The sequence below is a fragment of the Polaromonas sp. P1_F6 genome (assembly GCF_056405695.1).
The window spans coordinates 197,545-218,170 of record NZ_JBFUBQ010000004.1; the positions used below are offsets into that span (position 1 = coordinate 197,545).

19 protein-coding genes are annotated in these 20,626 nt (G+C 63.7%); 9 read left to right on the top strand and 10 right to left on the bottom strand.

From position 1 onward, the window contains the following. Nucleotides 1-24: 24 nt before the first annotated feature. Together AC1DY9_RS14215 and AC1DY9_RS14220 are read left to right on the top strand one after the other, a co-directional pair. Nucleotides 25-1,125 carry an imelysin family protein gene (locus AC1DY9_RS14215; RefSeq protein WP_477666866.1) on the top strand — a complete coding sequence of 367 codons (1,101 nt, stop codon included), beginning with the start codon at nt 25-27 and terminating at the stop codon, nt 1,123-1,125. Nucleotides 1,126-1,135: 10 nt separating this feature from the next. Next, the gene (locus AC1DY9_RS14220) at nt 1,136-2,284 is read left to right on the top strand and encodes a DUF1513 domain-containing protein (protein WP_477666867.1); all 1,149 of its coding nucleotides are present in this window, start codon (nt 1,136-1,138) and stop codon (nt 2,282-2,284) included. A 306-nt stretch (nt 2,285-2,590) separates the two neighbouring features. On the opposite strand, the gene AC1DY9_RS14225 is transcribed toward AC1DY9_RS14220, so the two are convergent. Further along, on the bottom strand, nt 2,591-3,421 hold the full coding sequence (locus AC1DY9_RS14225) for a hypothetical protein (protein ID WP_477666868.1): 831 nt from the start codon (nt 3,419-3,421) through the stop codon (nt 2,591-2,593). 145 nt (nt 3,422-3,566) lie between these two features. After that, nucleotides 3,567-3,851 (bottom strand): DUF4148 domain-containing protein, encoded by a 285-nt coding sequence (locus AC1DY9_RS14230; RefSeq protein ID WP_477666869.1) that lies wholly within the window; start codon nt 3,849-3,851, stop codon nt 3,567-3,569. Between the two features lie 206 nt (nt 3,852-4,057). On the opposite strand from AC1DY9_RS14230, the gene AC1DY9_RS14235 reads away from it, so the two are divergent. The 6 genes from AC1DY9_RS14235 (at nt 4,058) to AC1DY9_RS14260 (ending at nt 9,206) form a co-directional block, all read left to right on the top strand. Further along, nucleotides 4,058-4,984, top strand: a complete 927-nt coding sequence (locus AC1DY9_RS14235) for a LysR family transcriptional regulator (protein WP_477666870.1) — start codon at nt 4,058-4,060, stop codon at nt 4,982-4,984. Between the two features lie 381 nt (nt 4,985-5,365). After that, a complete protein-coding gene (locus AC1DY9_RS14240; RefSeq protein WP_477666871.1) occupies nt 5,366-5,725 on the top strand; it encodes a DUF4148 domain-containing protein in 360 nt (119 codons plus the stop codon). 199 nt (nt 5,726-5,924) lie between these two features. Beyond that, the gene (locus AC1DY9_RS14245) at nt 5,925-6,530 is read left to right on the top strand and encodes a TetR/AcrR family transcriptional regulator (RefSeq protein ID WP_477666872.1); all 606 of its coding nucleotides are present in this window, start codon (nt 5,925-5,927) and stop codon (nt 6,528-6,530) included. Nucleotides 6,531-6,621: 91 nt separating this feature from the next. Next, on the top strand, nt 6,622-7,458 hold the full coding sequence (locus AC1DY9_RS14250) for an oxidoreductase (protein WP_477666873.1): 837 nt from the start codon (nt 6,622-6,624) through the stop codon (nt 7,456-7,458). After that, nucleotides 7,455-8,456, top strand: coding sequence for an NADP-dependent oxidoreductase (locus AC1DY9_RS14255; protein ID WP_477666874.1), 1,002 nt, complete (start codon nt 7,455-7,457; stop codon nt 8,454-8,456). Before AC1DY9_RS14250 ends, AC1DY9_RS14255 begins: the two co-directional genes overlap by 4 nt. 45 nt (nt 8,457-8,501) lie before the next feature. After that, entirely contained in the window at nt 8,502-9,206 is a 705-nt protein-coding gene (locus tag AC1DY9_RS14260; RefSeq protein ID WP_477666875.1) for an SDR family oxidoreductase, read from the top strand. Between the two features lie 82 nt (nt 9,207-9,288). Here the strand turns inward: AC1DY9_RS14260 and xylB are convergent, their stop codons facing one another. From xylB to xylA, 7 genes are read right to left on the bottom strand one after another with little or no spacing between them, the layout of a single operon-like run. Further along, nucleotides 9,289-10,758 carry a xylulokinase gene (gene xylB / locus AC1DY9_RS14265; RefSeq protein WP_477666876.1) on the bottom strand — a complete coding sequence of 490 codons (1,470 nt, stop codon included), beginning with the start codon at nt 10,756-10,758 and terminating at the stop codon, nt 9,289-9,291. A 3-nt stretch (nt 10,759-10,761) separates the two neighbouring features. Then, complete coding sequence (locus AC1DY9_RS14270) at nt 10,762-11,916, bottom strand: Gfo/Idh/MocA family protein (protein WP_477666877.1); 1,155 nt, start codon at nt 11,914-11,916, stop codon at nt 10,762-10,764. Continuing rightward, nucleotides 11,913-12,938 carry a sugar phosphate isomerase/epimerase family protein gene (locus tag AC1DY9_RS14275; RefSeq protein WP_477666878.1) on the bottom strand — a complete coding sequence of 342 codons (1,026 nt, stop codon included), beginning with the start codon at nt 12,936-12,938 and terminating at the stop codon, nt 11,913-11,915. The genes AC1DY9_RS14270 and AC1DY9_RS14275 overlap by 4 nt, the downstream gene beginning before the upstream one ends. Before the next feature lie 7 nt (nt 12,939-12,945). Next, nucleotides 12,946-13,908 carry an ABC transporter substrate-binding protein gene (locus AC1DY9_RS14280; protein ID WP_457282651.1) on the bottom strand — a complete coding sequence of 321 codons (963 nt, stop codon included), beginning with the start codon at nt 13,906-13,908 and terminating at the stop codon, nt 12,946-12,948. Between the two features lie 55 nt (nt 13,909-13,963). After that, nucleotides 13,964-14,974: an ABC transporter permease gene (locus AC1DY9_RS14285; protein ID WP_457282702.1), complete on the bottom strand. Its 1,011-nt coding sequence runs from the start codon at nt 14,972-14,974 to the stop codon at nt 13,964-13,966. Then, a complete protein-coding gene (locus AC1DY9_RS14290; protein ID WP_477666879.1) occupies nt 14,961-16,448 on the bottom strand; it encodes a sugar ABC transporter ATP-binding protein in 1,488 nt (495 codons plus the stop codon). The genes AC1DY9_RS14285 and AC1DY9_RS14290 overlap by 14 nt, the downstream gene beginning before the upstream one ends. Nucleotides 16,449-16,471: 23 nt before the next feature. After that, nucleotides 16,472-17,797, bottom strand: coding sequence for a xylose isomerase (gene xylA, locus AC1DY9_RS14295; protein WP_457282649.1), 1,326 nt, complete (start codon nt 17,795-17,797; stop codon nt 16,472-16,474). 155 nt (nt 17,798-17,952) lie between these two features. Between xylA and AC1DY9_RS14300 the strand changes: the two genes are divergently transcribed. After that, a complete protein-coding gene (locus tag AC1DY9_RS14300; RefSeq protein WP_457282648.1) occupies nt 17,953-19,146 on the top strand; it encodes a XylR family transcriptional regulator in 1,194 nt (397 codons plus the stop codon). Nucleotides 19,147-19,167: 21 nt separating this feature from the next. Here the strand turns inward: AC1DY9_RS14300 and AC1DY9_RS14305 are convergent, their stop codons facing one another. Next, nucleotides 19,168-20,130, bottom strand: coding sequence for an amidohydrolase family protein (locus tag AC1DY9_RS14305; RefSeq protein WP_477666880.1), 963 nt, complete (start codon nt 20,128-20,130; stop codon nt 19,168-19,170). Nucleotides 20,131-20,626: the final 496 nt, after the last annotated feature.

Below are 20,626 nucleotides of genomic sequence, written 5' to 3' on the forward strand. Positions count from 1 at the left end.
GCGCCTGAACCAGGGAGCAGCCCGATGAATTCCCTCACCTCTTTGTTGCAGCCGGCCTGGCGCAGAGCCGTGCCGGCCATCGCCATGCTGCTGGCCGGCGGCGCGGCGCAGGCGCAAGTGGTCGCGCCCAACGTTGCCGTGCCGTTTTACACGGCGGGTGATTTCATGCGCGGCATCCATCGCTTCTGGTATGCGCCGCAAGCCGCCGCATTTGCCGAGCAGGCCGGCGGCCTGCCTGCGGCAATGCAAGCCGTGTGCGACGCGACCGCCACCACCGCACCCGAAAAACTGGAGCAAGCCAAAGAGCGCTGGAAAACCACCGCGCTCGCCTGGGACCGTCTGAGCGGCGTGCAGGCCGGCCCGCTGGTGCAGCGGCGCTCGGCGCGGCAAATCGACTTTTCGCCGACGCGGCCCGAGCTCATCAAGCGGGCAATTCAGTCAGCGCCGCAAGATGCCACCGCCCTGGAAAGCATAGGCTCGCCGGCCAAAGGCCTGCCGGCGCTGGAGTGGCTGCTGTGGAGCCAGCCTGTTTCGTCGTCTGCACCCGCCACACCGGCCTGCCGCTACGCGGTGCAGGTGGCCGCCGACATCCAGCGCGAAGCCGACACGCTGGCCAAAGCCTTCGGCGAACTGGCGGCGCGCAAACCCGGCGAGTCGGAAGAAAGCAATGGGCCGGCGATGAGCGAGCTGGTCAATCAGTGGACCGGTGCGCTGGAACGCCTGCGCTGGGCCGAGATGGAAAAGCCCCGCATGGCCGGGGTGCAAGGCAACCGCAATGCCGCCTACGCGCGCAGCGCCAGCGGCCAGACGGCGGCGCGCTGGGCCGCGCAATGGCAGGCGCTGCGCACACTGGGCGCATCGCAGGCGCGTGAAGCCCCTTTGCCCGGCGCCGGCCTGGCGCCGCTGGAAACCTATTTGCGCGGACTGGGCCGCAACGAGCCGGCCAACCAGCTCGCGCAAGCGGTGAACAAAACCGACAAAGCCATGCAAAGCGCATCGCCCGCCAACAAGGCCGGCATGGGCAGCGCCGGGCGCTCGCTGGCCGACCTGAAAAAACTCGCCGAAGCCGACATCGCACCCGCGCTGGAAGTGAGCATCGGCTTTTCGGACGCCGACGGCGACTAGAAGCCCCATCATGAAGAACGCACAGGCCCTGACAACACTGCGGCGCAGGCAATGGCTGATGCTGGCGGCCAGCGCAAGTGCCTGGCTCCAACCGGCCCTGGCAGCTGCCACTACGGCGACCCCCTCGCAACAGCTGGCCGCCGCCTGGGAGGCAACGCACGGCTACCAGGTCGGTGTGCTGGCGTACCGCGGCGCCGCGCTTCAGGTCAGCGCCGCACTCAATGTGCCGACGCGCGCCCATGGCGTGTGGGTCGAGCGCAGCGGCACGCTGCTGGCGGTGGCCCGCCGGCCGGGCGACTGGCTGCTGCGCTGGAGGCCCGAAGGCGAAGACACCGGCCAGGCCATCGCCTGGGGTTGGACCGACCCTGACCGCGCCTTCAATGGCCACGTGATCGCCAGCCCCGACGGCAAAACGCTCTACACCACAGAAACGAATCTCGAAACCGGTGAAGGCCTGATCGGCCTGCGTGATGCCGCCACACTGGAGAAATTTGGCGAATGGCCGACCCACGGCATGGACCCGCATGAACTTTTGCTGGATGACGACGGCAGTTTGGTCGTGGCGAACGGCGGCATCCCCGCGCTGCCTGAAACCGGCCGGCTGAAAATTCACATGGACCGCATGGATGCCTCGCTGGTGCGGCTGGACACACGACGCGGCGCGCTGCTGGGACAGTGGCGACTGGCCGACAAACGCCTGAGCCTGCGGCACATGGCCTGGGGCCGCGCACCGGCGGCAGGCGGGGCGCGTGTCCTGGGCATCGCACTGCAGGCCGAGCATGACGACACGGCAACCAAAACCGCCGCGCCTGTGTTGGCGCTTTTTGACGGCCAGAAGTTGCAAACCTGCGCCGCTGCTGACGGGCGCGTGCTGGCCGGTTACGGCGGCGACATCGCCTGGGCCGCGGGCGGTTTTGCCGTGGGTTGCCCGCGCGCCAACGGCGTGGCCGTGTGGCAGGCCGATGGGCGCTGGACAGGTTTTTTTCCGCTGGAAGAAGCCTGCGCCGTCACGTCGGCCCCGGCCGCGGGCCAGGCTGACGCCATGTTGTGGGCAGGCGGGCGGCTCGCCGCACTGACACGCGACGGCGCAGGCCACACAGCTTTGCCGGCGGTCAAAAATGTGCGGCTGGACAACCACTGGGCGCCGCTTGCGGGTTAGATAACGGTTGGGCTGGCTGGGGGCATCGATGAATCGCTATCTTTTTGATAGCTGCTCGCGCCTGTTCTTATTGGGCTACCGGCACATTTGGCAAACAAAAAGGCCCTGAAACCGCGTCCTGGCAGGGATTTTTCCGGATTTTTGTCGTCCCCCGGACAACCAAAAAAGGCTATTTTCAAAGCGAAAAACGGCTTTGACCCAAGCGGGTCCTGCGCAAGCAGCTATTGTTTTTATAGCGCCCCGATGACCTGCGGATTCGAACGCAGCTTATTCGGCGCCCTATTCGGCACCGTTATTCGGCGGACTTCACAGCTTCTTCCACAGCTCGCCATCCCTGGAGCGGTAAGTGCCACCCGTGGCGCAGCAGCCCCCTGCACCGAAGGCGATGCGTCCGAGGGTGACGGTGACGACACCGTTGTCTGCCTGCAGCGATTGCCGCTCGCAATACGTGAAGAAGGGATAGAGATCGGGTTCGAGCACCATCTGCCAGTCGCCCTCGCCGCCCTTTCCGGGCTCCCTGGCCTCCTTTGGTATGGCGCGGTAGACCTTGCAATCATGCACCGCGAGGTGCACCGGCTTACCCTCCAACAGTCCCTTGAATACGCGCTCCGGCGGTATCGCTGCCATGGGGTCCGGCTCGGCAGGTGACGGAGCCGGGACACTGCCGCCGCCTGCCAGCCCCAATCCAATCCCAAGCCCAACAGCCAGCAGGAGCTGGCCCCACAGCATGTTCCGCTCAGGCCTTGTCACCGGTGAAAACGCCTGCCACGCCAGCGCAGCAGCAGCCGCGGCCGAAAGCGCTGTGGCGACCCAGACCAGCAGCTCGGCGGCTTCGGTGGCTGGACTGATCGTCCAGCCAACAGCCAGCACGGCCGCATTGACCAGCAACAGCACGAGGCAAGCCCATGGCCGCACCCGGGAGAACAAGCCAGCAATCAGCAAGAGCACCGTGCACAGCAACACCGCGGGCAGGACCACCACGCCTGAAAACAGCAGTTCGAACACGCCCAGCAGCCAGCCACCACTGCCCGCCACCTTGCCAACGGTGTACAGGTAAAGCGCCAGACCCAGGCCCGGCAGGGCCAACAGCTGTGCGGCGACAAAAGCAAAGGCGTAAGGTGCGTTGGAGGTCTTCAAGGTGTCTGGGATTCTAGAGTGCGGCCGGGATACTTCCGTATGCGGACCTGAGTGAATCCCGTACGCCCAAATGCCATCGCCCCGGCAACCTTTGGCTACCGGGGCGATAGTGCTGAAGCCGGCTGCTACCGGCGCCTTAGCAGGCTTATTGCTGGCTGGTCTTCACGAGTTCAGCAGCAGCCTGGGGTGCTGCACCGGCCTTCTCGGCGCGGGGAGCGCCGAGGTTTTGCTGGGCGGTGGCGCCGTTGTAGCTGGAAGCAGAGCTGGCATTTTGGGCGTGTACCACTTCGCTTTTGACTTCCGCGCGGGTTCTGGTCGCAGGTGCCTGCATCTGGTCAAACAGATAGGAGTTGAAGGTTTGGGCAGAAGCAGCCACGGAAGTCAGGGCGGCAACAGCCACAACGGAAGCGGCGATAAAGTTCGATTTCATGATGAATATCCTCTCAAAGTTAAGTGACGTTCCGGGCATGGCGGGCTCATCTTCCCGTCTGTCCAGCCTCGGTGAGTCGCCTTGTAGTGGGCTTCGGCTCATCGATGTATGAACTTTATTCCATTCAAATCAATCAAAAAATAGCAATTTCAACAATGCATTACTGTCGAATCAGCAACAATAGAGGCATTATTTAGGGGTAAACCATGGACCGGCTTCAATCAATGCGCGTTTTTCAGCAAGTGGTGGATGACGGGAGTTTTGCAGCGGCAGCGCGCAAATTCGACATGTCTTCCGCCGTGGTGACCCGGCTGGTCGGCGACCTGGAAGATCACCTTGGGGTGCGGCTGCTGCAGCGCACCACCCGCCGCCTGGCACTCACCGATGCGGGGGAAACCTACCTGGCCCGCGTGCGCCATATCCTGAACGACATTGATGAAGCCCACGCCGCCGCCCAGGCGCACGCCCAGGAAATGTCAGGCGTCATCCGCATCCTGACGCCGCCGGTGTTCGCCACCCATGTGCTGGCGCCGCTGGTGGCCGAGTTCGGGCGGCGCTACCCCAAGGTCGTGCTGGACATCCATGCGGACTCGCCACTGGTGCCGCCCATTGAAGACTACGACCTGACCCTGCTGGGCGCCGCTGATACTTTCGACGCCAACATCATTGCGCGGCCCATCGCCTCCTCGGACGGCATCCTGTGCGCCTCGCCCGACTACTTGCGGGAGCATGGCATTCCGCTGCAACCGGAAGATCTCGCCAGCCACCGCTGCCTGCGCGTCAAGCTCCAGGCGAACCGGCACCGCACCCTGCGCCTCATCAACCCGGAGGAACACAACCGGGAAGTGGAGGTTCAGATCGAACCCGCGCTGCTGGTCAACAACACCACCGCGCTGATTCGGGCTTGCCTTGACGGCGCCGGCATCAGCATCCAGGCCATCGACATCGTGGCGAAGTACCTCCAGAACGGCGAGCTGCAGCGGGTTTTGCCGCATTGGATCACGGGAAGAAACACGCTGTATGCAGCGCTGCCCAGCCGCAAATTCATTCCTGCCCGCACCAGCGTGTTTCTGGAGTTCATGACCGAGTACACGCGCGCTGTGCTCAAAAAGATGGAAGCGCGGCAGGACTGAGCCTGCGCCGGGCGCACGGCAAAAGCACTCACGCCAGCGGCCGGTGTGGAAATGCGGCCTTGCGGCCCCATGTATCAACGGCAGCCTTTGCCCGGTTTGCCGGCGTATGCCGTGAAACTCCACCCCTCGCCAAACACGTTGCGCCAATCGCGAAGACGTGAACGAACTTTTTGCACACCAAAAAGTTCCAGGACTACACGCCGTTATTGTTCCGGTTTCGACAATTGAATGTTCTGCCAATACGCACTTGTGTATCTGCGCCGCGGAACAAGGTTTGATACATCGGTGAGCCACCTATTCAAAGCGACTCAGCGATGAAGGCCTCACGGGCAGAACGCCCGTCCGACCTGTTTTCACAATTGTTCTTAAAGGAAATTCACCATGAAATCGACGAAACTTGTTTCCGCATCCGTTCTTGCCCTTGCAGCGCTCGCCTCGGCGAACAGCTTTGCCCAGGACAGCAACTACCCCGGCAATGAAGTGAGCGCCGCCAGCACCAGGACCCGCGCCGACGTCCGCGCAGAGTTGCTGCAATCACCGCGCGCGTCATACCAGGTCAACAGCGACAGCAGCTATCCTGGCACTGATGCCACCCCCGTTGCAGGCACCAAGACCCGCGCCGAAGTCCGCGCTGAACTGGAGCAGGCACAGCACGAAGGCTACAAGCTGAGCGTTGACAACTCCTACCCCAGCGACTTCAACGTACCTGCCGCACACGGCAGGGCACACTCCGCGGGTTAAGCAGCGCCGCACCGCCAGCCGGCGTGTGCATCTCTCGTTAAACCGCATTGCAACGTCCAGGAAGCCTCCGGCTTTCTGGACGTTGGCCTGCGCGCAGCACCGTCCCTTCCTTCCCTGTTGTCCATCCTGGCGTCGCGTGAAGGACATTCAACAAGTCAGCGATCAAAATTGCCTTGGCACGCATAGTTGCAAATCATGTATGATGCGTATCATGCGAAACACCAAGATCAACGCCAGAACGGCCGCCAAGGAGGCCTCCCACGAACGTATCGTCTCCGTAGCCGCGCGGGCAATACGCCGCAGCGGCTATAGCGGCACCGGCGTGGCCGACATCATGAAAGAGGCCGGCCTGACCCATGGTGCGTTTTACGCCCACTTCGCGTCGCGCGAGGCCATGCTGGCCGAAGCCGCAACGCGGGCCTGTGCCGAATCGGCGGCCGTGGTGGCGGGTGTTGCGGCCGGCTCGCCGCCTGAACAGGCCATGGCGGCCATGTTGCGCGCCTACCTCTCACCGGAGCACCGGGAGCAGGTTGAGATGGGCTGCCCCCTGGCCGCGCTGGGTTCGGAGACGCCGCGCCAGGCGCCTGAAGTGCGCCGCGCGACCACCCGGCATGTCAAGGAAATGGTGGATTTCGTCGCCCGCCAGTCACCCGATTGGGGCCAGCCCGGCGCCCACGAGCGCGCGCTGGCGACGGTCGCCACCATGGTCGGCACCTTGCTGCTGGCGCGCGTGGTCGACGAGCCCGCGCTGGCGGACAGCTTTTGCGAAGCCGCGCTGAAGCAGCTGGTACCGGTCTCCCACTGAATTCCTTTTTTGAGCCACGCCTGCTTTTTTCTTCGCCATCATATATGACGATCATCATTTCAAATTCACTTCACACTGAAAGAACAACACCATGAACACCCAAAACAAAATTGCCCTTGTGACGGGCGCCTCCTCAGGCATCGGAAAAGAGACGGCAGAGCGGCTTGCAAAAGCCGGCTACAAGGTCTACGGCACCAGCCGGCGCGGCGGCCGGACGGGCGGGCAGCCCTTCGAGATGCTGGCCCTGGATGTGACCCAGGACGCGTCGGTTGAAGCCGCGGTGCAACAGCTGATTCAGCTTGAGGGCCGCATCGACCTGCTGGTCAACAACGCGGGCTTCGGCGTCGCCCCGGCTGGTGCGGAGGAAAGTTCGATCACGCAGGCCCAGGCGATCTTCGACACCAACTTCTTCGGGATCGTCCGAATGACGCGCGCCGTCGTGCCGCACATGCGCCGACAGGGCGCGGGACGCATCATCAACATCGGCTCGGTGCTTGGTTTCCTGCCAATGCCGTACGGGGCACTGTATGCGGCGACGAAGCATGCCATCGAAGGCTACTCCGAGTCGCTTGACCATGAGCTGCGCACGAGGGGCATCCGGGTCTCGGTCATCGAGCCTGCATACACGAAGACGCCGTTCGACGCGAACTTCCTGGAACCCGACGCTCAGCTCGATGAGTACCGCGAGGTTCGCGCTGCCGTGAGCCAGCGCGTGAAGGAAGTGATGGCAACTGCGGAACAGCCAGGCGTCGTGGCGGACGTCGTGCTGAAAGCTGCCAGTGCCGCTCGCCCCAAACTCCGATACACCGCTGGCGGACTCGCGAGTCGCCTGCGATTGCTCCGGACATTTGCGCCTGCGGGTCTGGTGGATGCCGGGATTCGAAAAGATCTGCGGCTCGACGTGATGCCAACAGTGACAACATCATGAAAGCATTCATCGTTGAACGTTATGGAAAAAAGAGCAGTTTGCGGTTGACGGACATGCCGAGCCCGGAGCTGCGCGATGACGAGGTCATGGTCCAGGTGCATGCCGCTGGCGTGAACCAGCTGGACTTCAAGATCCGCGACGGCGAGTTCAAACTCATACTGCCCTATCGCCTGCCTCTCATTCTGGGCCACGACGTCGCCGGAGTGGTCGTCAAGGTCGGCCCAGGCGTGCGGCAGTTCAAGCCGGGCGATGAGGTCTATGCGCGGTCCGATGATTTCCGGATTGGCACATTTGCGGAATTTGTCCCGGTCAAAGAGGCATCCCTGGCGCTCAAACCTGCGGGGCTCACGATGGAAGAAGCCGCGTCCATCCCGCTGGTGGCTTTGACGGCCTGGCAGGCACTGGTTGAAAAGGCCCAGCTGAAAAAAGGGCAGAAGGTCTTCATCCAGGCTGGCTCAGGAGGCGTTGGCACCTTTGCCATCCAGTTGGCCAAGCACCTGGGCGCCACCGTCGCCACGACGACCAGCACGGGCAATGTCGCACTTGTGAAGAGTCTGGGCGCGGACGTCGTGATCGACTACAAGACGCAGGACTTCGAAGACATCTTGCGCGACTACGACGTGGTCCTGAACAGCCAGGACGGCAAGACGCTTGAAAAATCCCTGCGGATTCTCAAGGCCGGCGGGAAGCTCATCTCCATCTCCGGCCCACCCGATCCCGCATTCGGCAAGGAAAGCAGTGCTCCTGCATTCGTAAAGCTGGTGATTCGCATGCTGAGTTCAGGCATCCGGCGCAGGGCAAAGAGCCGTGGAGTTGACTACGCGTTCCTCTTCATGAAGGCAAGTGGCAGCCAACTGCGCGAGATCACGCGGCTCTTCGATGCTGGAGCCATCCGTCCAGTGATGGACCGGGTCTTTCCGTTCGAAGCAACCAACGAGGCCTTGGCCTACGTCGAGGCGGGCCGTGCAAAAGGCAAGGTCGTCATCAAGGTCAAGTGAGCCAGTTTTCCCTCATCAGCTTTTCCCACCTACTGGAGTTTTCTCATGCAAATCAAAAACGCTGTTGTTCTCGTCACCGGCGCCAATCGCGGCATCGGCCTGGCATTCGCGCGCGAGCTGCTCGCCCGCGATGCCCGCAAGGTCTACGCGGCCGCTCGCGACCCTGCCACCATCACCTTGCCAGGCGTTCAGGCTTTGAAGCTCGACGTCACCAAGCCGGAAGACGTAGCGGCCGCCGCGGCACTGGCGTCGGATGTCACGCTGGTAATCAACAATGCCGGCATTGCCCAGCCGGGCGGTTTTCTGGCGGCCGACAGTGAAGATATCACCCGGCGCATCTTCGAGACCAACGTCTACGGCGTGTTGCGCATGAGCAAGGCCTTCGCGCCATTGCTCAAAGGCAACGGCGGCGGCGCCCTGCTCAATGTGTTGTCGGTAGCCTCGTGGGTGAACGGCGGTGAGCTGGCAGCTTATTCAGCCAGCAAGTCCGCGGCCTGGTCGCTCACCAATGCCTTGCGCAGTGAACTGGCGGCGCAAAAGACGCAGGTGCTGGGGCTGCACATGGCCTATGTAGATACCGACCTCACGCGCGGCTTCGAGGTTCCGAAGTCCAGCCCTGAAGACATCGTCAAGCGTGCGCTCGACGGACTCGAATCGGGGGCTGATGAAGTGCTGGCCGATGAAATCACCCAACATGTCAAAGCCGGGATGACGGCGGCCAGACCCAGCTACCTTCCGCAGGCATCCTGACTTCGAAACCTGGCCGGAGCTGCGCCTGCAGGTTGTGGCCGATGCCATCGCCACGCCAACGCACGGGTGGTGACTCCACTTTCTATGGCTGAAAGTGAGGTGCGAGGCTGCTGTACAACCCTGCCAGACGGGCGGCGCGGTCCTGCATCCGCGTGCGCTCGGCCGCTCGCACCTCGAATACGCCAGTCACCTCTGGCGCACGAAATATTCCCGCCGCTTCGCCCGGATCGCAGGCCAGCCAGGCCAGCCGGGCCGCGCCCAGCGACGGGCCAACCTCGGCATCCGCGTGCCGGACTACCTGCAGGCCGGTAGCGTCGGCCAGCATTTGAGCCCAATAGGCATTGCGCGAGCCGCCGCCAATCAGGCTGACACACGCCAGGCCAGGCTGAACCGACTGCAGCGCGGCAATCCCCTGCGCCATGCCCAGGCACACACCCTCGAGCGTGGCATTCACAATGTCTTCGCGCTGCGTGCCTGCGTGCATGCCGAAGAACACGGCTTTGGCATGCGGATTGTTGTGCGGCGTGCGTTCGCCGTTCAGATAAGGCAGGAACAACGGCGTATCTTCACGCAAGCCGCGCTGCTCCGCCTGCGCAAGCAGCACGGCCACGTCGCGCTCTCCCAGCAGCCCCGCTGTGAACTCAAGGCACGAGGCGGCCGACAGCATCACGGACATCAGGTGCCAGGCCTGCGGCAGCGCGTGGCAGAAGCTGTGCACCGCCTGCTGCGGATTCGCGACAAAAGCGCCGGTAGCCACGAACACCACGCCGGACGTTCCAAGGGACAGCATCGCGTCGCCCGGGTTGACCACGCCGGCGCCCAGTGCGCCTGCGGCGTTGTCGCTGGCGCCGGCCACCACCGACACTTCGCGCAAGCCCCAATGCTGCGCCACCTCGGGCAGCAGGGTTCCGGTGACCTCCGGGCCTTCATACAACCTGGGCATGCAGTCGGAGGACAGACCGCAAGCGGCCAGGAGCTCGTGACTCCATTCGCGCCTTCCGACATCCAGCCACAGCGTGCCGGATGCGTCGGACAGATCGGTCGCATAGTCGCCGGTCAGACGCCAGCGCAGCCAATCCTTGGGCAGCAGTACTTGCCGGATCCGGTCGAACACGCCGGGCTCGTGTTTGGACACCCAAAGCAGCTTGGGCGCCGTGAAACCCGGCATCATCAGGTTGCCGGTGATCTGCCGCGACTGCGGCACCGCCCGCTCCAGTTCCGCGCATTCCGCCGCCGCCCGGCCGTCGTTCCAGAGGATGGCCGGCCGCAGAACTTCACCGCGCCCATCCAGCAAGGTTGCGCCGTGCATCTGCCCGGTCAGGCCGATGGCCTCGATCTCGCTGCCTGTGCGGCCGCCGCGCCGCAACTCCTGCAACGCGGCACCTACGGCGGCATCGCACGCACGCCACCATTCGGAAGGATGCTGCTCGCGCCACAAGGGATGGGGGGCATCCACCGACAGCGGCGCGGAGCCGCTGGCCACCAGGCGGTGGCCACGGTCCAGCACGACCGCCTTGACACTGGAGGTGCCCAGATCAATGCCCATGAACATCGGTCAGTCCCCGAACGGCGTCCACTTGGCCGTACTGGCCGCAGACTGCACCACCTTCTCGATGAACCGCACACCGCGGGCGCCATCTTCGAGGCGGGGATAGTCGGCGTCCAGCGGATCCGGTGTACTGCCGGATTGCAGCGCGCGGATGTGCGCAGCCACTCCCAGGTAGACATTGGCAAAGGCTTCGATAAAGGCCTCGGGGTGCCCCGTGGGCAGTCGTGTCGCGCGGCGGGCTGCCTCACCGAGCCACGGCGAGCCCCGCGTCAACATGCGGGCCGGGCCGTCGATGGGGGCATGCAGCAGCCGGTTGGGCTCCTCCTGGCGCCAATCCAGCGTACCGGTGGTGCCGAACACGCGCAGCCGCAGGTCGTTCTCGCAGCCCACCTCGATCTGGGACGCGATCAGCACGCCCCTGGCGCCGTTCTTGAACCGCAGCAGGACATTGCCGTCGTCGTCAAGGCGCCGGCCCGGCACGAAGATGGTGAGGTCCGCGCAGATGCTTTCCAGCTCCAGCCCCGTCACCGTCGCCACAAGGTTCTCCGCGTGCGAGCCGATGTCGCCGATGGCGCCGGCCACGCCGCTGCGCGCCGGGTCCGTCCGCCAGTCGGCCTGCTTCTGCCCGCTTGCCTCCAGGTGGGTGGCAAGCCAGCCCTGGTTGTATTCGACGATGACCTTGCGCACCACGCCGATCGCGCCGCACGCAACCATGTCACGCGCCTCGCGCACCATAGGATAGCCCGTGTAGTTGTACGTTACACCGAAGATGGAGCCGCTGCGCTTGACAACCCGAACGAGCTCCGCTGCCTCCTCGCTGGTATGGACCAGCGGCTTGTCACACACCACATGGATGCCCGCCTCGGCGAACGCGCGGGCGACGGGGAAATGCACATGGTTGGGCGTGACGATGGAAACGAAATCGATGCGCTCGTCCTTGCTGCGCCGCAGTTCGCCTTCCAGCAGGTCTTCCCAGCGACCGTGGTTGCGTTCATCCCGCAGGCCGAGGTCGCGGCCCGATGCGCGCGCGCGCTCAGCATCGGAGGACAGTGCACCGGCCACCAGCTCCATCTGCCCATCCAGCGCCATGGCCTTGCGGTGCACAGCGCCGATGAAAGCACCCTGCCCGCCGCCCACCATTGCATAGCGCAGTTTTCTCATGAGCCCGCCATCCCGCCCTGCTTGGCCTTGTCGAACACGGCATCGAAAGCACCCGCGGCAGGTTTGAAGTCCAGCCGCTTGCTGTAGGCCGCGCTTTCTGTGGCGCCATGCACCCGATCCATGCGGCTGTCTTCCCACTCAACGCTCAAGGGCCCGTTGTAACCCACGTCGTTGAGCGCGACGATGATGGATTCGAAGTCGATCTGCCCGCGCCCGACACTGCGAAAGTCCCAGTGGCGGCGCGCGTCGCCGAAATTGGTGTGCCCGCCGAAGACCCCCACGGTGCCGTCGCCCCGGCCCCACCACACGTCCTTCATGTGCACGTGATAGATGCGGTCACCGAATGTCCGGATGAACTTGACGTAGTCCACGCCCTGGTAGCCCAGGTGGCTGGGGTCGAAGTTGAAACCGAAACGCTTGTGACCTCCCACGGCGTCGATGGCGCGCTGCGCCGAAGCGATGTCGAAGGCGATTTCCGTGGGGTGCACTTCCAGCCCGAAATTCACGCCACACTGCTCGAACACATCGAGGATGGGTTTCCACCGGTTGGCAAAGTCGACGAAGCCCTTGTCCCAATACTCCTGCGAAGTGGGCGGAAACGCGTACAGCGAATGCCAGATGGACGAGCCGGTGAAGCCCGTCACCACCTTCACGCCCAGCTTGGCGGCGGCACGCGCGGTGTCCTGCATTTCCCGCGCGGCGCGCTGCCGCACGCCTTCCGGATCGCCGTCCCCCCAGACTTGCGGCGACAGGATGGCCTTGTGCCGCTCGTCGATGAGGTCGCACACCGCCTGGCCCACCAGGTGGTTGCCGATGGCGAAGCAGCGCAGCCCGTGCTGTTCCAGCAGATCGCGCCGGTCCTGCACGTAGCGATCGCTCGCCAGGGCCGCCTGCACATCGAAATGGTCGCCCCAACATGCCAGCTCCAGGCCGTCGTAGCCCATGCTGCGTGCCAGGGGTGCCAGCTCCTTGAGAGGCAGGTCCGCCCATTGCCCGGTAAAAAGAGTGACAGGTCTTGCCATGGCTGCCTCAGAACGGGGAATCGGGGAAGTAATACTGCTTGGCGTTTTCCCTGGTCACCAGCACCGACGGGATGATGGTGGTGGCCGGCAGTTTCTCACCCTTCACCCGTGCGGCGGCCGTTAGCTTCATCGCATCGGCAATCATGGCGGGCGAGTAGGTGACGTCGGCCGTCACGATCTTGTCGCCGTCCATGACCTTCTTGATGTAGTCCTTGGAACCTGCGCCGCCCAGCACGAGCTTGACATCGGTTCGCTTGGCCTGCGCGATTGCCTTTTGCACGCCGACCGCCATGTCATCGTCCGAGGCCCAGACGGCGTCGATCTGCTTGAAACGGGTCAAGTAGTCCTGCATCACCTTGAAGGCATCGTCGCGGTTCCAGTTGCCGTGCTTGGCATCCAGAACCTTGATGTCGGGATAGTTCTTCATCACAGCCGTGAACGCGTCTACGCGCTGGTTGTCGATGACCGTGGGAATGCCCCGCAGTACTACGACGTTACCCTTGCCGCCCAGGGCTTTGGCCATGTACTCCGCCGATACCTTGCCGAAGCCGGGGTTGTCGCCGGCAACGTAGGCGTCCTGCGCATTCGCATCCGTCAGGCCGCGGTCGACAACCGTGACGTACACGCCTTTGCCCTTGACCTGCGCGACCGGTTGCGTGAGCGGCGCCGACTCGAATGGCAGGATCACGAGGGTGTCGATCTTGTTGGCTGTGTGCAAGTCCTGTACCTGGTTCGCCTGTTCCGAAGCAGACCCGGCCGTCTTGATGGTGACTTTCAGGCCCGGGTACTGCTTTTCCAGCTCGGACTTGGTCCGGTTGGCCCAGTACACGACCCCGCCCGTCCAGCCGTGCGTGGCGGCCGGTATCGAGACGCCGATGTGGGGCTTGCCCTGGGCCATGGCGGAGGGCGCCGCACCCAGCGCCGCGAGAACTGTGGCGCCTGCGGCCATCAGACTTATCAGTGATTTCATGGTTTGTCTCCTTATGTTGTGAGAAACGGCAGCCTTGCCACCTGTGGGGAACCGGTTACTTGCGCCCGCGCTGGAAGAACGCGACGGCGATGATCACGAAGCCCTGCACCGCCGCGTTCAGGTACACACTGATGATGCTGGTCAGATTGAGGATGTTGCCGATCACCGAGAGCAGCACGGCGCCGATTACGGTGCCGGTGATGCCGCCGGCGCCGCCACGCAAGGCAGTGCCTCCGACGATGACCGCAGCGATGGCTTCCAGCTCCCACAGCAGCCCGGTGCTCGGCGAGGCCGAACCCAGGCGCGGCACATAGAGCACGGTGGCAATACCCACGCAAATGCCCAGCAACATGTATGTGAGAACCTTGACGCGGTCCACCTCGACGGCCGCGTAGCGCGCAACCTGCTCGTTGGAACCGATGGCCTGAACGTAACGGCCAAAGGCAGTGCGGTTGAGAACGAGGCCTCCCAGCAAAGCGACAGCGGCGAATACCCACACGGGCACCGGCACCCCCAGCCAGCTGCCGTAATACACCGGGCTGTAAACATCGACCAGTGCACTGTCGAGCGTGATGGCGCCGCCGTTGGAGAAGTAGGTCAGGTACGCGCGGAAGATGCCCAGCGTTCCCAGCGTCACGATGAAAGGCTCGATACGACCCTTGCTGATGAGCAGCCCGTGGCCCAAGCCGAACAGTGCGCCAAGTACGACTGCGAAGGCCATGCCGGTCACCACGGCCGCCATGGGGTTCCAGCCGGCGCCTGCTGTCGCATTCATCAGCAGGATCGTGCTGCCCGCAATCAGCGCGGCCATGGATCCCACCGAGAGATCGATGCCGCCGGAAATGATGACGAAGCACATCCCCACCGCGATGATTCCGATGAAAGCCGTGCGGGTGAGCACGTTCATCGCATTGTCGAGGCTGGCGAAGTTCTCGTTGAGAATCGCACCCGCGATGCACATAAGTGCCAACCCGGCCAGTGGCCCGGCTCCCGTGAAAGAGGGCCATTTGCGCAGTGCCGGCCTGGCGACAGGCACTGGAGCGGCGGCGGTATCAGTGGGTTCCAGTTGCATGGGCAATCAACAGTTCTTCGGACAGCTGATCCTGCGCGAGCTCGGCAGTGAGCCTTCCCTGGCGCATCACAAGGACGCGATGACATAACCCGATCAGCTCGAGCAGCTCGGAGGACACGACGATGATCCCGCGGCCTTCGCTGGCCAGCCGCTGGATCAGGAAATAGATATCGCGCTTGGCGCCGACGTCAACTCCTCGCGTCGGTTCATCCAGCACCACGACTTTGGGATCGGGCTGTAACACCCGCGCGAGCGCCAGCTTCTGCTGGTTGCCGCCGGACAGGGCGGAAGCCGGTATGTCAGAGCGTTGCGTGCGGATGCCAAATGCCGTGGTCGCGGCCACGAGGGCTGCCTGTTCCCGCTGCGGGTCGAGCAGCGGCTTCGCATAACGCTCCAGCGCCATCAGCGTGAGGTTCTGCGCCAGCCCCATGCGCAGGTGCAGGCCACGCGTCTTGCGGTCCTCGCTGAGATACGTGAGCCCCAGCCGTGCGGCCGAACGCGGATTGCGCCGCATCCAGGTTTTGTCCGCTACCTGCACAGATTCCGCGCTGGAGGGGCGCAACCCCAGGAGCCCTTCGAACAGCTCGGTCCGGCCCGCACCGACCAGCCCTGCAAAGCCAAGCACCTCCCCGGCGCGCACCTGGAAACTTGCGTCGTGGCACCACCCGGGTACGGTCAGTCCTTTCACGTCCAGCAGGACGGGCGCGCCGGCCGCCACGGGAAGCCTGCCCGGAAAGAGATCGGCCAGTTCGCGCCCCACCATCAGGCTGGCCATCTGCTGGCGTGTCACGCTCTGCGTGGACCGGCGAGCCACGAAGCGACCGTCGCGCATGACGACCACCTCGTCGGTGATGCGTTCGACTTCGTCCAGCTTGTGGGAAATATAGAGGATGGTGGAGCCTGCCGCTCTCAATTGCCCGATGAGGGAAAACAGGCGCTCGGTCTCGGAGGGCGTCAATGTGGCGGTGGGCTCGTCCATCACCAGTACGCGCGCGCGCCGGCTGAGCGCGCGTGCGATCTCCACCAGCTGTTTCTCGGCCACGATGAGGTCGCCCACGCGGCGCGCGGGGCTGCAATTCAGGCCAACCTGACGCAATGCGGCGCCCGCCTCCCTGGTCATCAGGTCTTCATCCAGCAGCCCGTAGCGCTTGCGCTCATGGCCGAGGAATATGTTCTGCGCAATGGTGAGGTCATCAGCAAGGTTGAATTCCTGATGGATCATCACCACACCGGCCGCTTCGGCCTCGCGCGGCCCCTTGAAACGTACGACATGCCCGCCCACCTCTACCACACCCTCACTGGCGGCCTCGTAGCCGGCCAGGATTTTCATCAGCGTCGACTTGCCAGCTCCGTTTTCTCCAAGCACCCCGTACACCCGGCCCGGTGCGAGTTCGAAACTGACCCCATGCAGTACCTGCACGGGGCCGAAGCTCTTGCTCACGTCTTTGAAGCCGACCGTCAAACTCACTGAGTGCTCCTGCGTTCGGTTCTTCAGGCCGCGCCGGCGAAGATCGCGGCATTGACCCGGTTTTCCAGCCACTCCTGACGGCCGCTCACAGGCTTGGGCCGAAGATCGTTGACGAAGGCATGTTCGGCGAGCTGGCTGAGGCTCATGTCGCCAGTGATGATGCGCCGCCCCAGTTCACCGTCCCAGTTCGCGTAGCGCTGCTGGCGGAACTGCTCAAGCTCGCGGGACTCCATCAAACGCGCGGCACTCTTGAGTGCCAGCGCCAGCGCATCGATCGCACCCACATGCCCGTGCAGAATGTCAACCGGATCCATGCTTTGGCGCCGCACTTTCGCGTCGAAGTTGAACCCGCCACTGCCGATTCCGCCGGCGCGGAGGACTTCGTAGAGTGCCAGCGTGAGGTCCTCCACACTGTTGGGAAACTGGTCGGTGTCCCATCCGTTCTGCGGGTCGCCACGGTTGGCATCGATGCTGCCGAAAATTCCGAGGGAGGCAGCGGTTGCGATCTCGTGCTGGAAGCTGTGGCCCGCCAACGTGGCGTGATTGGCCTCGATGTTGAGCTTGATCTCCTTTTCCAGGCCGAACTCCTTCAGGAAGCCATACACAGTGGCGCTGTCGAAGTCGTATTGGTGCTTGGTCGGCTCCAGCGGCTTGGGCTCGATAAGCAGTTGCCCTTTGAAACCGATCTTGTGTTTGTGGTTCACCACCAATTGCATGAATCGGCCCAGCTGCTGGCGCTCGCGCTGCAGATCGGTATTGAGCAGGGTGTCATAGCCTTCGCGCCCACCCCACATCACGTAGTTGGCACCGCCAAGCTGCTGGGTGGCATTGAGTGCGCTGAAAACCTGCGTCGCCGCGTACGCGAAGACGTCGGGGTCCGGGTTGCTCGCTGCGCCGGCTGCGTAGCGGGGGTGGCTGAACAGGTTGGCAGTCCCCCATAGCAGCGAAATGCCGGTTTCTTTCTGCTTCTGGGCGAGCACATCCACCATCGCGGACAGATTGCTGCGGTACTCGGCCAGGTTCGCGCCTTCCGGCGCCACATCGGTGTCATGGAAAGTGTAGAACGGGACATCGAGCCGGGAAATCAGGCCAAAGGCTGCGTCCGCTTTCTTCCGCGCCATCGTCAACTCGTCTCCACCGGCATGCCAGGGCCGCGCAAACGTGCCTTGTCCGAAGACATCGCTGCCGGGCCACACGAAAGTGTGCCAGTAGCAGACGGCAAGCCGCAGGTGCTGTGCCATCGGCTTGCCTAGCACGACGGCACTGGCGTCATAGTGACGGTAGGCCAGGGGCGTCGTGGCCTGAGGGCCTTCATAGCGTACGGGTGCGATGGATTCGAGAAAGTTCATGTTTGTGGTGGGTAACAGCTTCCAATGGCACCATCCTAGAACCGCCGGCCTCCGCCCGCGATTGCGAAATTTGCGAGGGCAGCTTGCGAAATTGCTTTCTGCAGCGCAGCAATCTGTCCGATATGCCGGTATCCTCATGGTCAACCGACCCGACCATGAAATCGTCATTACGTCAAAGTGGCCCCACCGTGCTGCGCGTGGCATTGCTCTTCCATGCGAGCAAGGTGTACGACCGTGAGATCATCACGGGCATCGGCGACTATGTGAACCACACGCGCGTCGCCTGGGATCTCTTCCTTGAAGAGGATTTCCGCTTTCGGCTTGACGGCATCCACGACTGGGACGGCGACGGGATCATCGCGGACTACGACGATCCGGCCGTGGCGCATGCCCTCACAGGAGTACGCGTACCTGTCGTCGCCGTCGGGGGCTCCTACGAGGATCCAGCGTGCTACCCCGTCGATGTGCCGTATGTTGCGACGGACAACCGCGAACTGGTCGCGCATGCGCTGACCCACCTGGTGGAGTCCGGGCTTTCTCGTTTTGCCTGCTACAGCCTGCCGGAATCGCCACTCAACCGTTGGGCCCAGGAGCGCGAAAAAGCGTTCACTGCCCGCCTTGCCCGCGATGGGTTGGCTGGTGAGATCCACCGGGGCCTGGCAACCAGCGCGCCCACATGGGGCAGCGCGACAAGGAAACTGCTCTCCTGGCTGCAAAGCCTGCCCAAGCCCGTTGGCATAGTCGCCGTCACAGACGCGCGCGCACGGCAGGTGCTGCAGGCTTGCATCGTCGGCGCAATCGCAGTTCCCGACGAAGTCGCCATCATCGGGATCGATAACGACACACTGGGCCAGCACCTGACGAGAATCCAGCTCAGCTCGGTCAGCCAGGGAACCCACGAAATGGGCCATCGCGCGGCGCACCTGTTGCACCAAGCCCTGAGCGGCTCGCCGGTGAACGACGTGCGTGTGGTCGTGCCCCCGGCTGGCGTGCATTCGCGCGCGTCCACCGCGCGCGACGTCGAACACAGCGCAACCGTGATGCGTGCTCTCCATTACATCCGTCAATACGCCTGCCAGGGCATCAAGACGGAGCAGGTTGCCGAAACGGTGGGGCTTTCGCGCTCATCGCTGGAGATGTACTTTCGCCGCGAGTTGAAGCGCTCCGTCCACGACGAAATCCTGCTGTACAAGTTGCAGCGTTGCTTTCAGTTGCTCAGCAACACGCAAATGGGCATCGATGACATCGCGCGGGCGAGCGGCTTTCGTTCCGTCCAGTACCTCAATACAGTGTTCAAACGGGAACTGGGAGCAACGCCGGCTTCGTGGCGGGAAAGCCGTCGGAGCTGAGCCGGCAGTTTCTCTGGTCCGCTACGCCTTGTGCCGGCGATAGAACGCGAGGGCGTTCTTGAACATCACTTTGTCGCGCACGCCGGCACCGAACGGGGCCAGATACGCCTCGGCGACAGCGATCTGGGCTTCGAAAGTCCCGTGCAGGGTGATTACCGGCCAGTTGCTGCCCCAGATCAGGCGGTCCTTGCCGAACGCGGACATCAGCACGTCGAAGTGCGGCTTGTACGAAGCGAGGTCGGTGGGAGACGGAAAAACCACGTCGCCGGGAGCGTACATGTCATAGAACGACGAAAACTTCATGTACAGATTCGGGCAGTCGCTGGCGAGGTGACGAACGTCGGACGCCCAGGCGGGGTCCACCGCCGGCCCGGTTGCGCCGCCCAAATGGTCGATGATGACGCGCAGATTGGGCACCGCGGTACAAAGCGCCTGCACCTGGCTCTTCGGGTTCCTGGTCCCCCGGCTGATGATGTCGAGCGTCATACCGCGCGCTGCCAGGTCGCGCAGGCTGGTAAGCTGTGCCGCGCTGAGCGTGATGCCCTCAGCCGGGCCGGTGAGATAGCCGCGGATTCCCACAAAGCGCGGGTCAGCTGCGAAACGCGCGAGGTCAGCGGAAAAGTTCGGCGCGCCAATCTCGAGATTCCCGACGAAGAACGCGTAAAACGGATCGTTCTTGGTGAGGTCGAGGACCCACTGGTTGTCCTGAACAATGCCGCTCGCTTCCACGATCCCGGCCGCCACCACGCCCTGGGACCTGGCGAATGCGCTGTACTCCGGCGGCAGCACGTCGCGGAAGATCGGCCCTTCCGCCGCTGTGGGCCATGGCACACCGCCGGGCCGCGTCATCTGCCAGAAATGAATATGTGTCTCGACGATGGGCCGTTTGCCGGGCGAGGCGTTGCGTTCGGCGGATTCGATCGCAGCCTGCAGCGCCTGATCGACGGCACCACGCCCCCCGCGCGCCGTTGCGAGCCACGTCATGCCAGCGCCGCCGCTGCTACCGCACAGTGCCTCAGGCCTTTGCTTACTGTCTCCTTCATGGTCCCCTCCTTGTCGGGTTGATGGGTGTTCCGGAACGAACCCTGTCATACGGTAAGTCAGTGATGGCTGACACAGTGTTGACGCTGATCGAGACGCCATTGGACGGTGACACGTCTCCGGCAGGATCGCGGATCAGGGTAAGACCAATATTACATATGTGTCAATATTGGCCTGACCAACCAACACCGCAGACCCGCGAAGCCCACAGAGAAGCAACGATGGATCGGAAATAACCGGCACCTCCCCGGCAAGTGGTTTTCACTCGGTGCAAGCGCCCGAACGCAGTGACCCGGCGAGAAACAGGGACGGCGCCGGCGTCGTAGAGAGCCGCCACCCTCTCTAATCGGTGAAGGCTCGCGCCCGAGGCCAAGTCCACTTTCTTTCCTGCTGGCTTCGCCATGTCGTTTGCAGCGAAGTCTTTTCTCCTCTGAAGCGC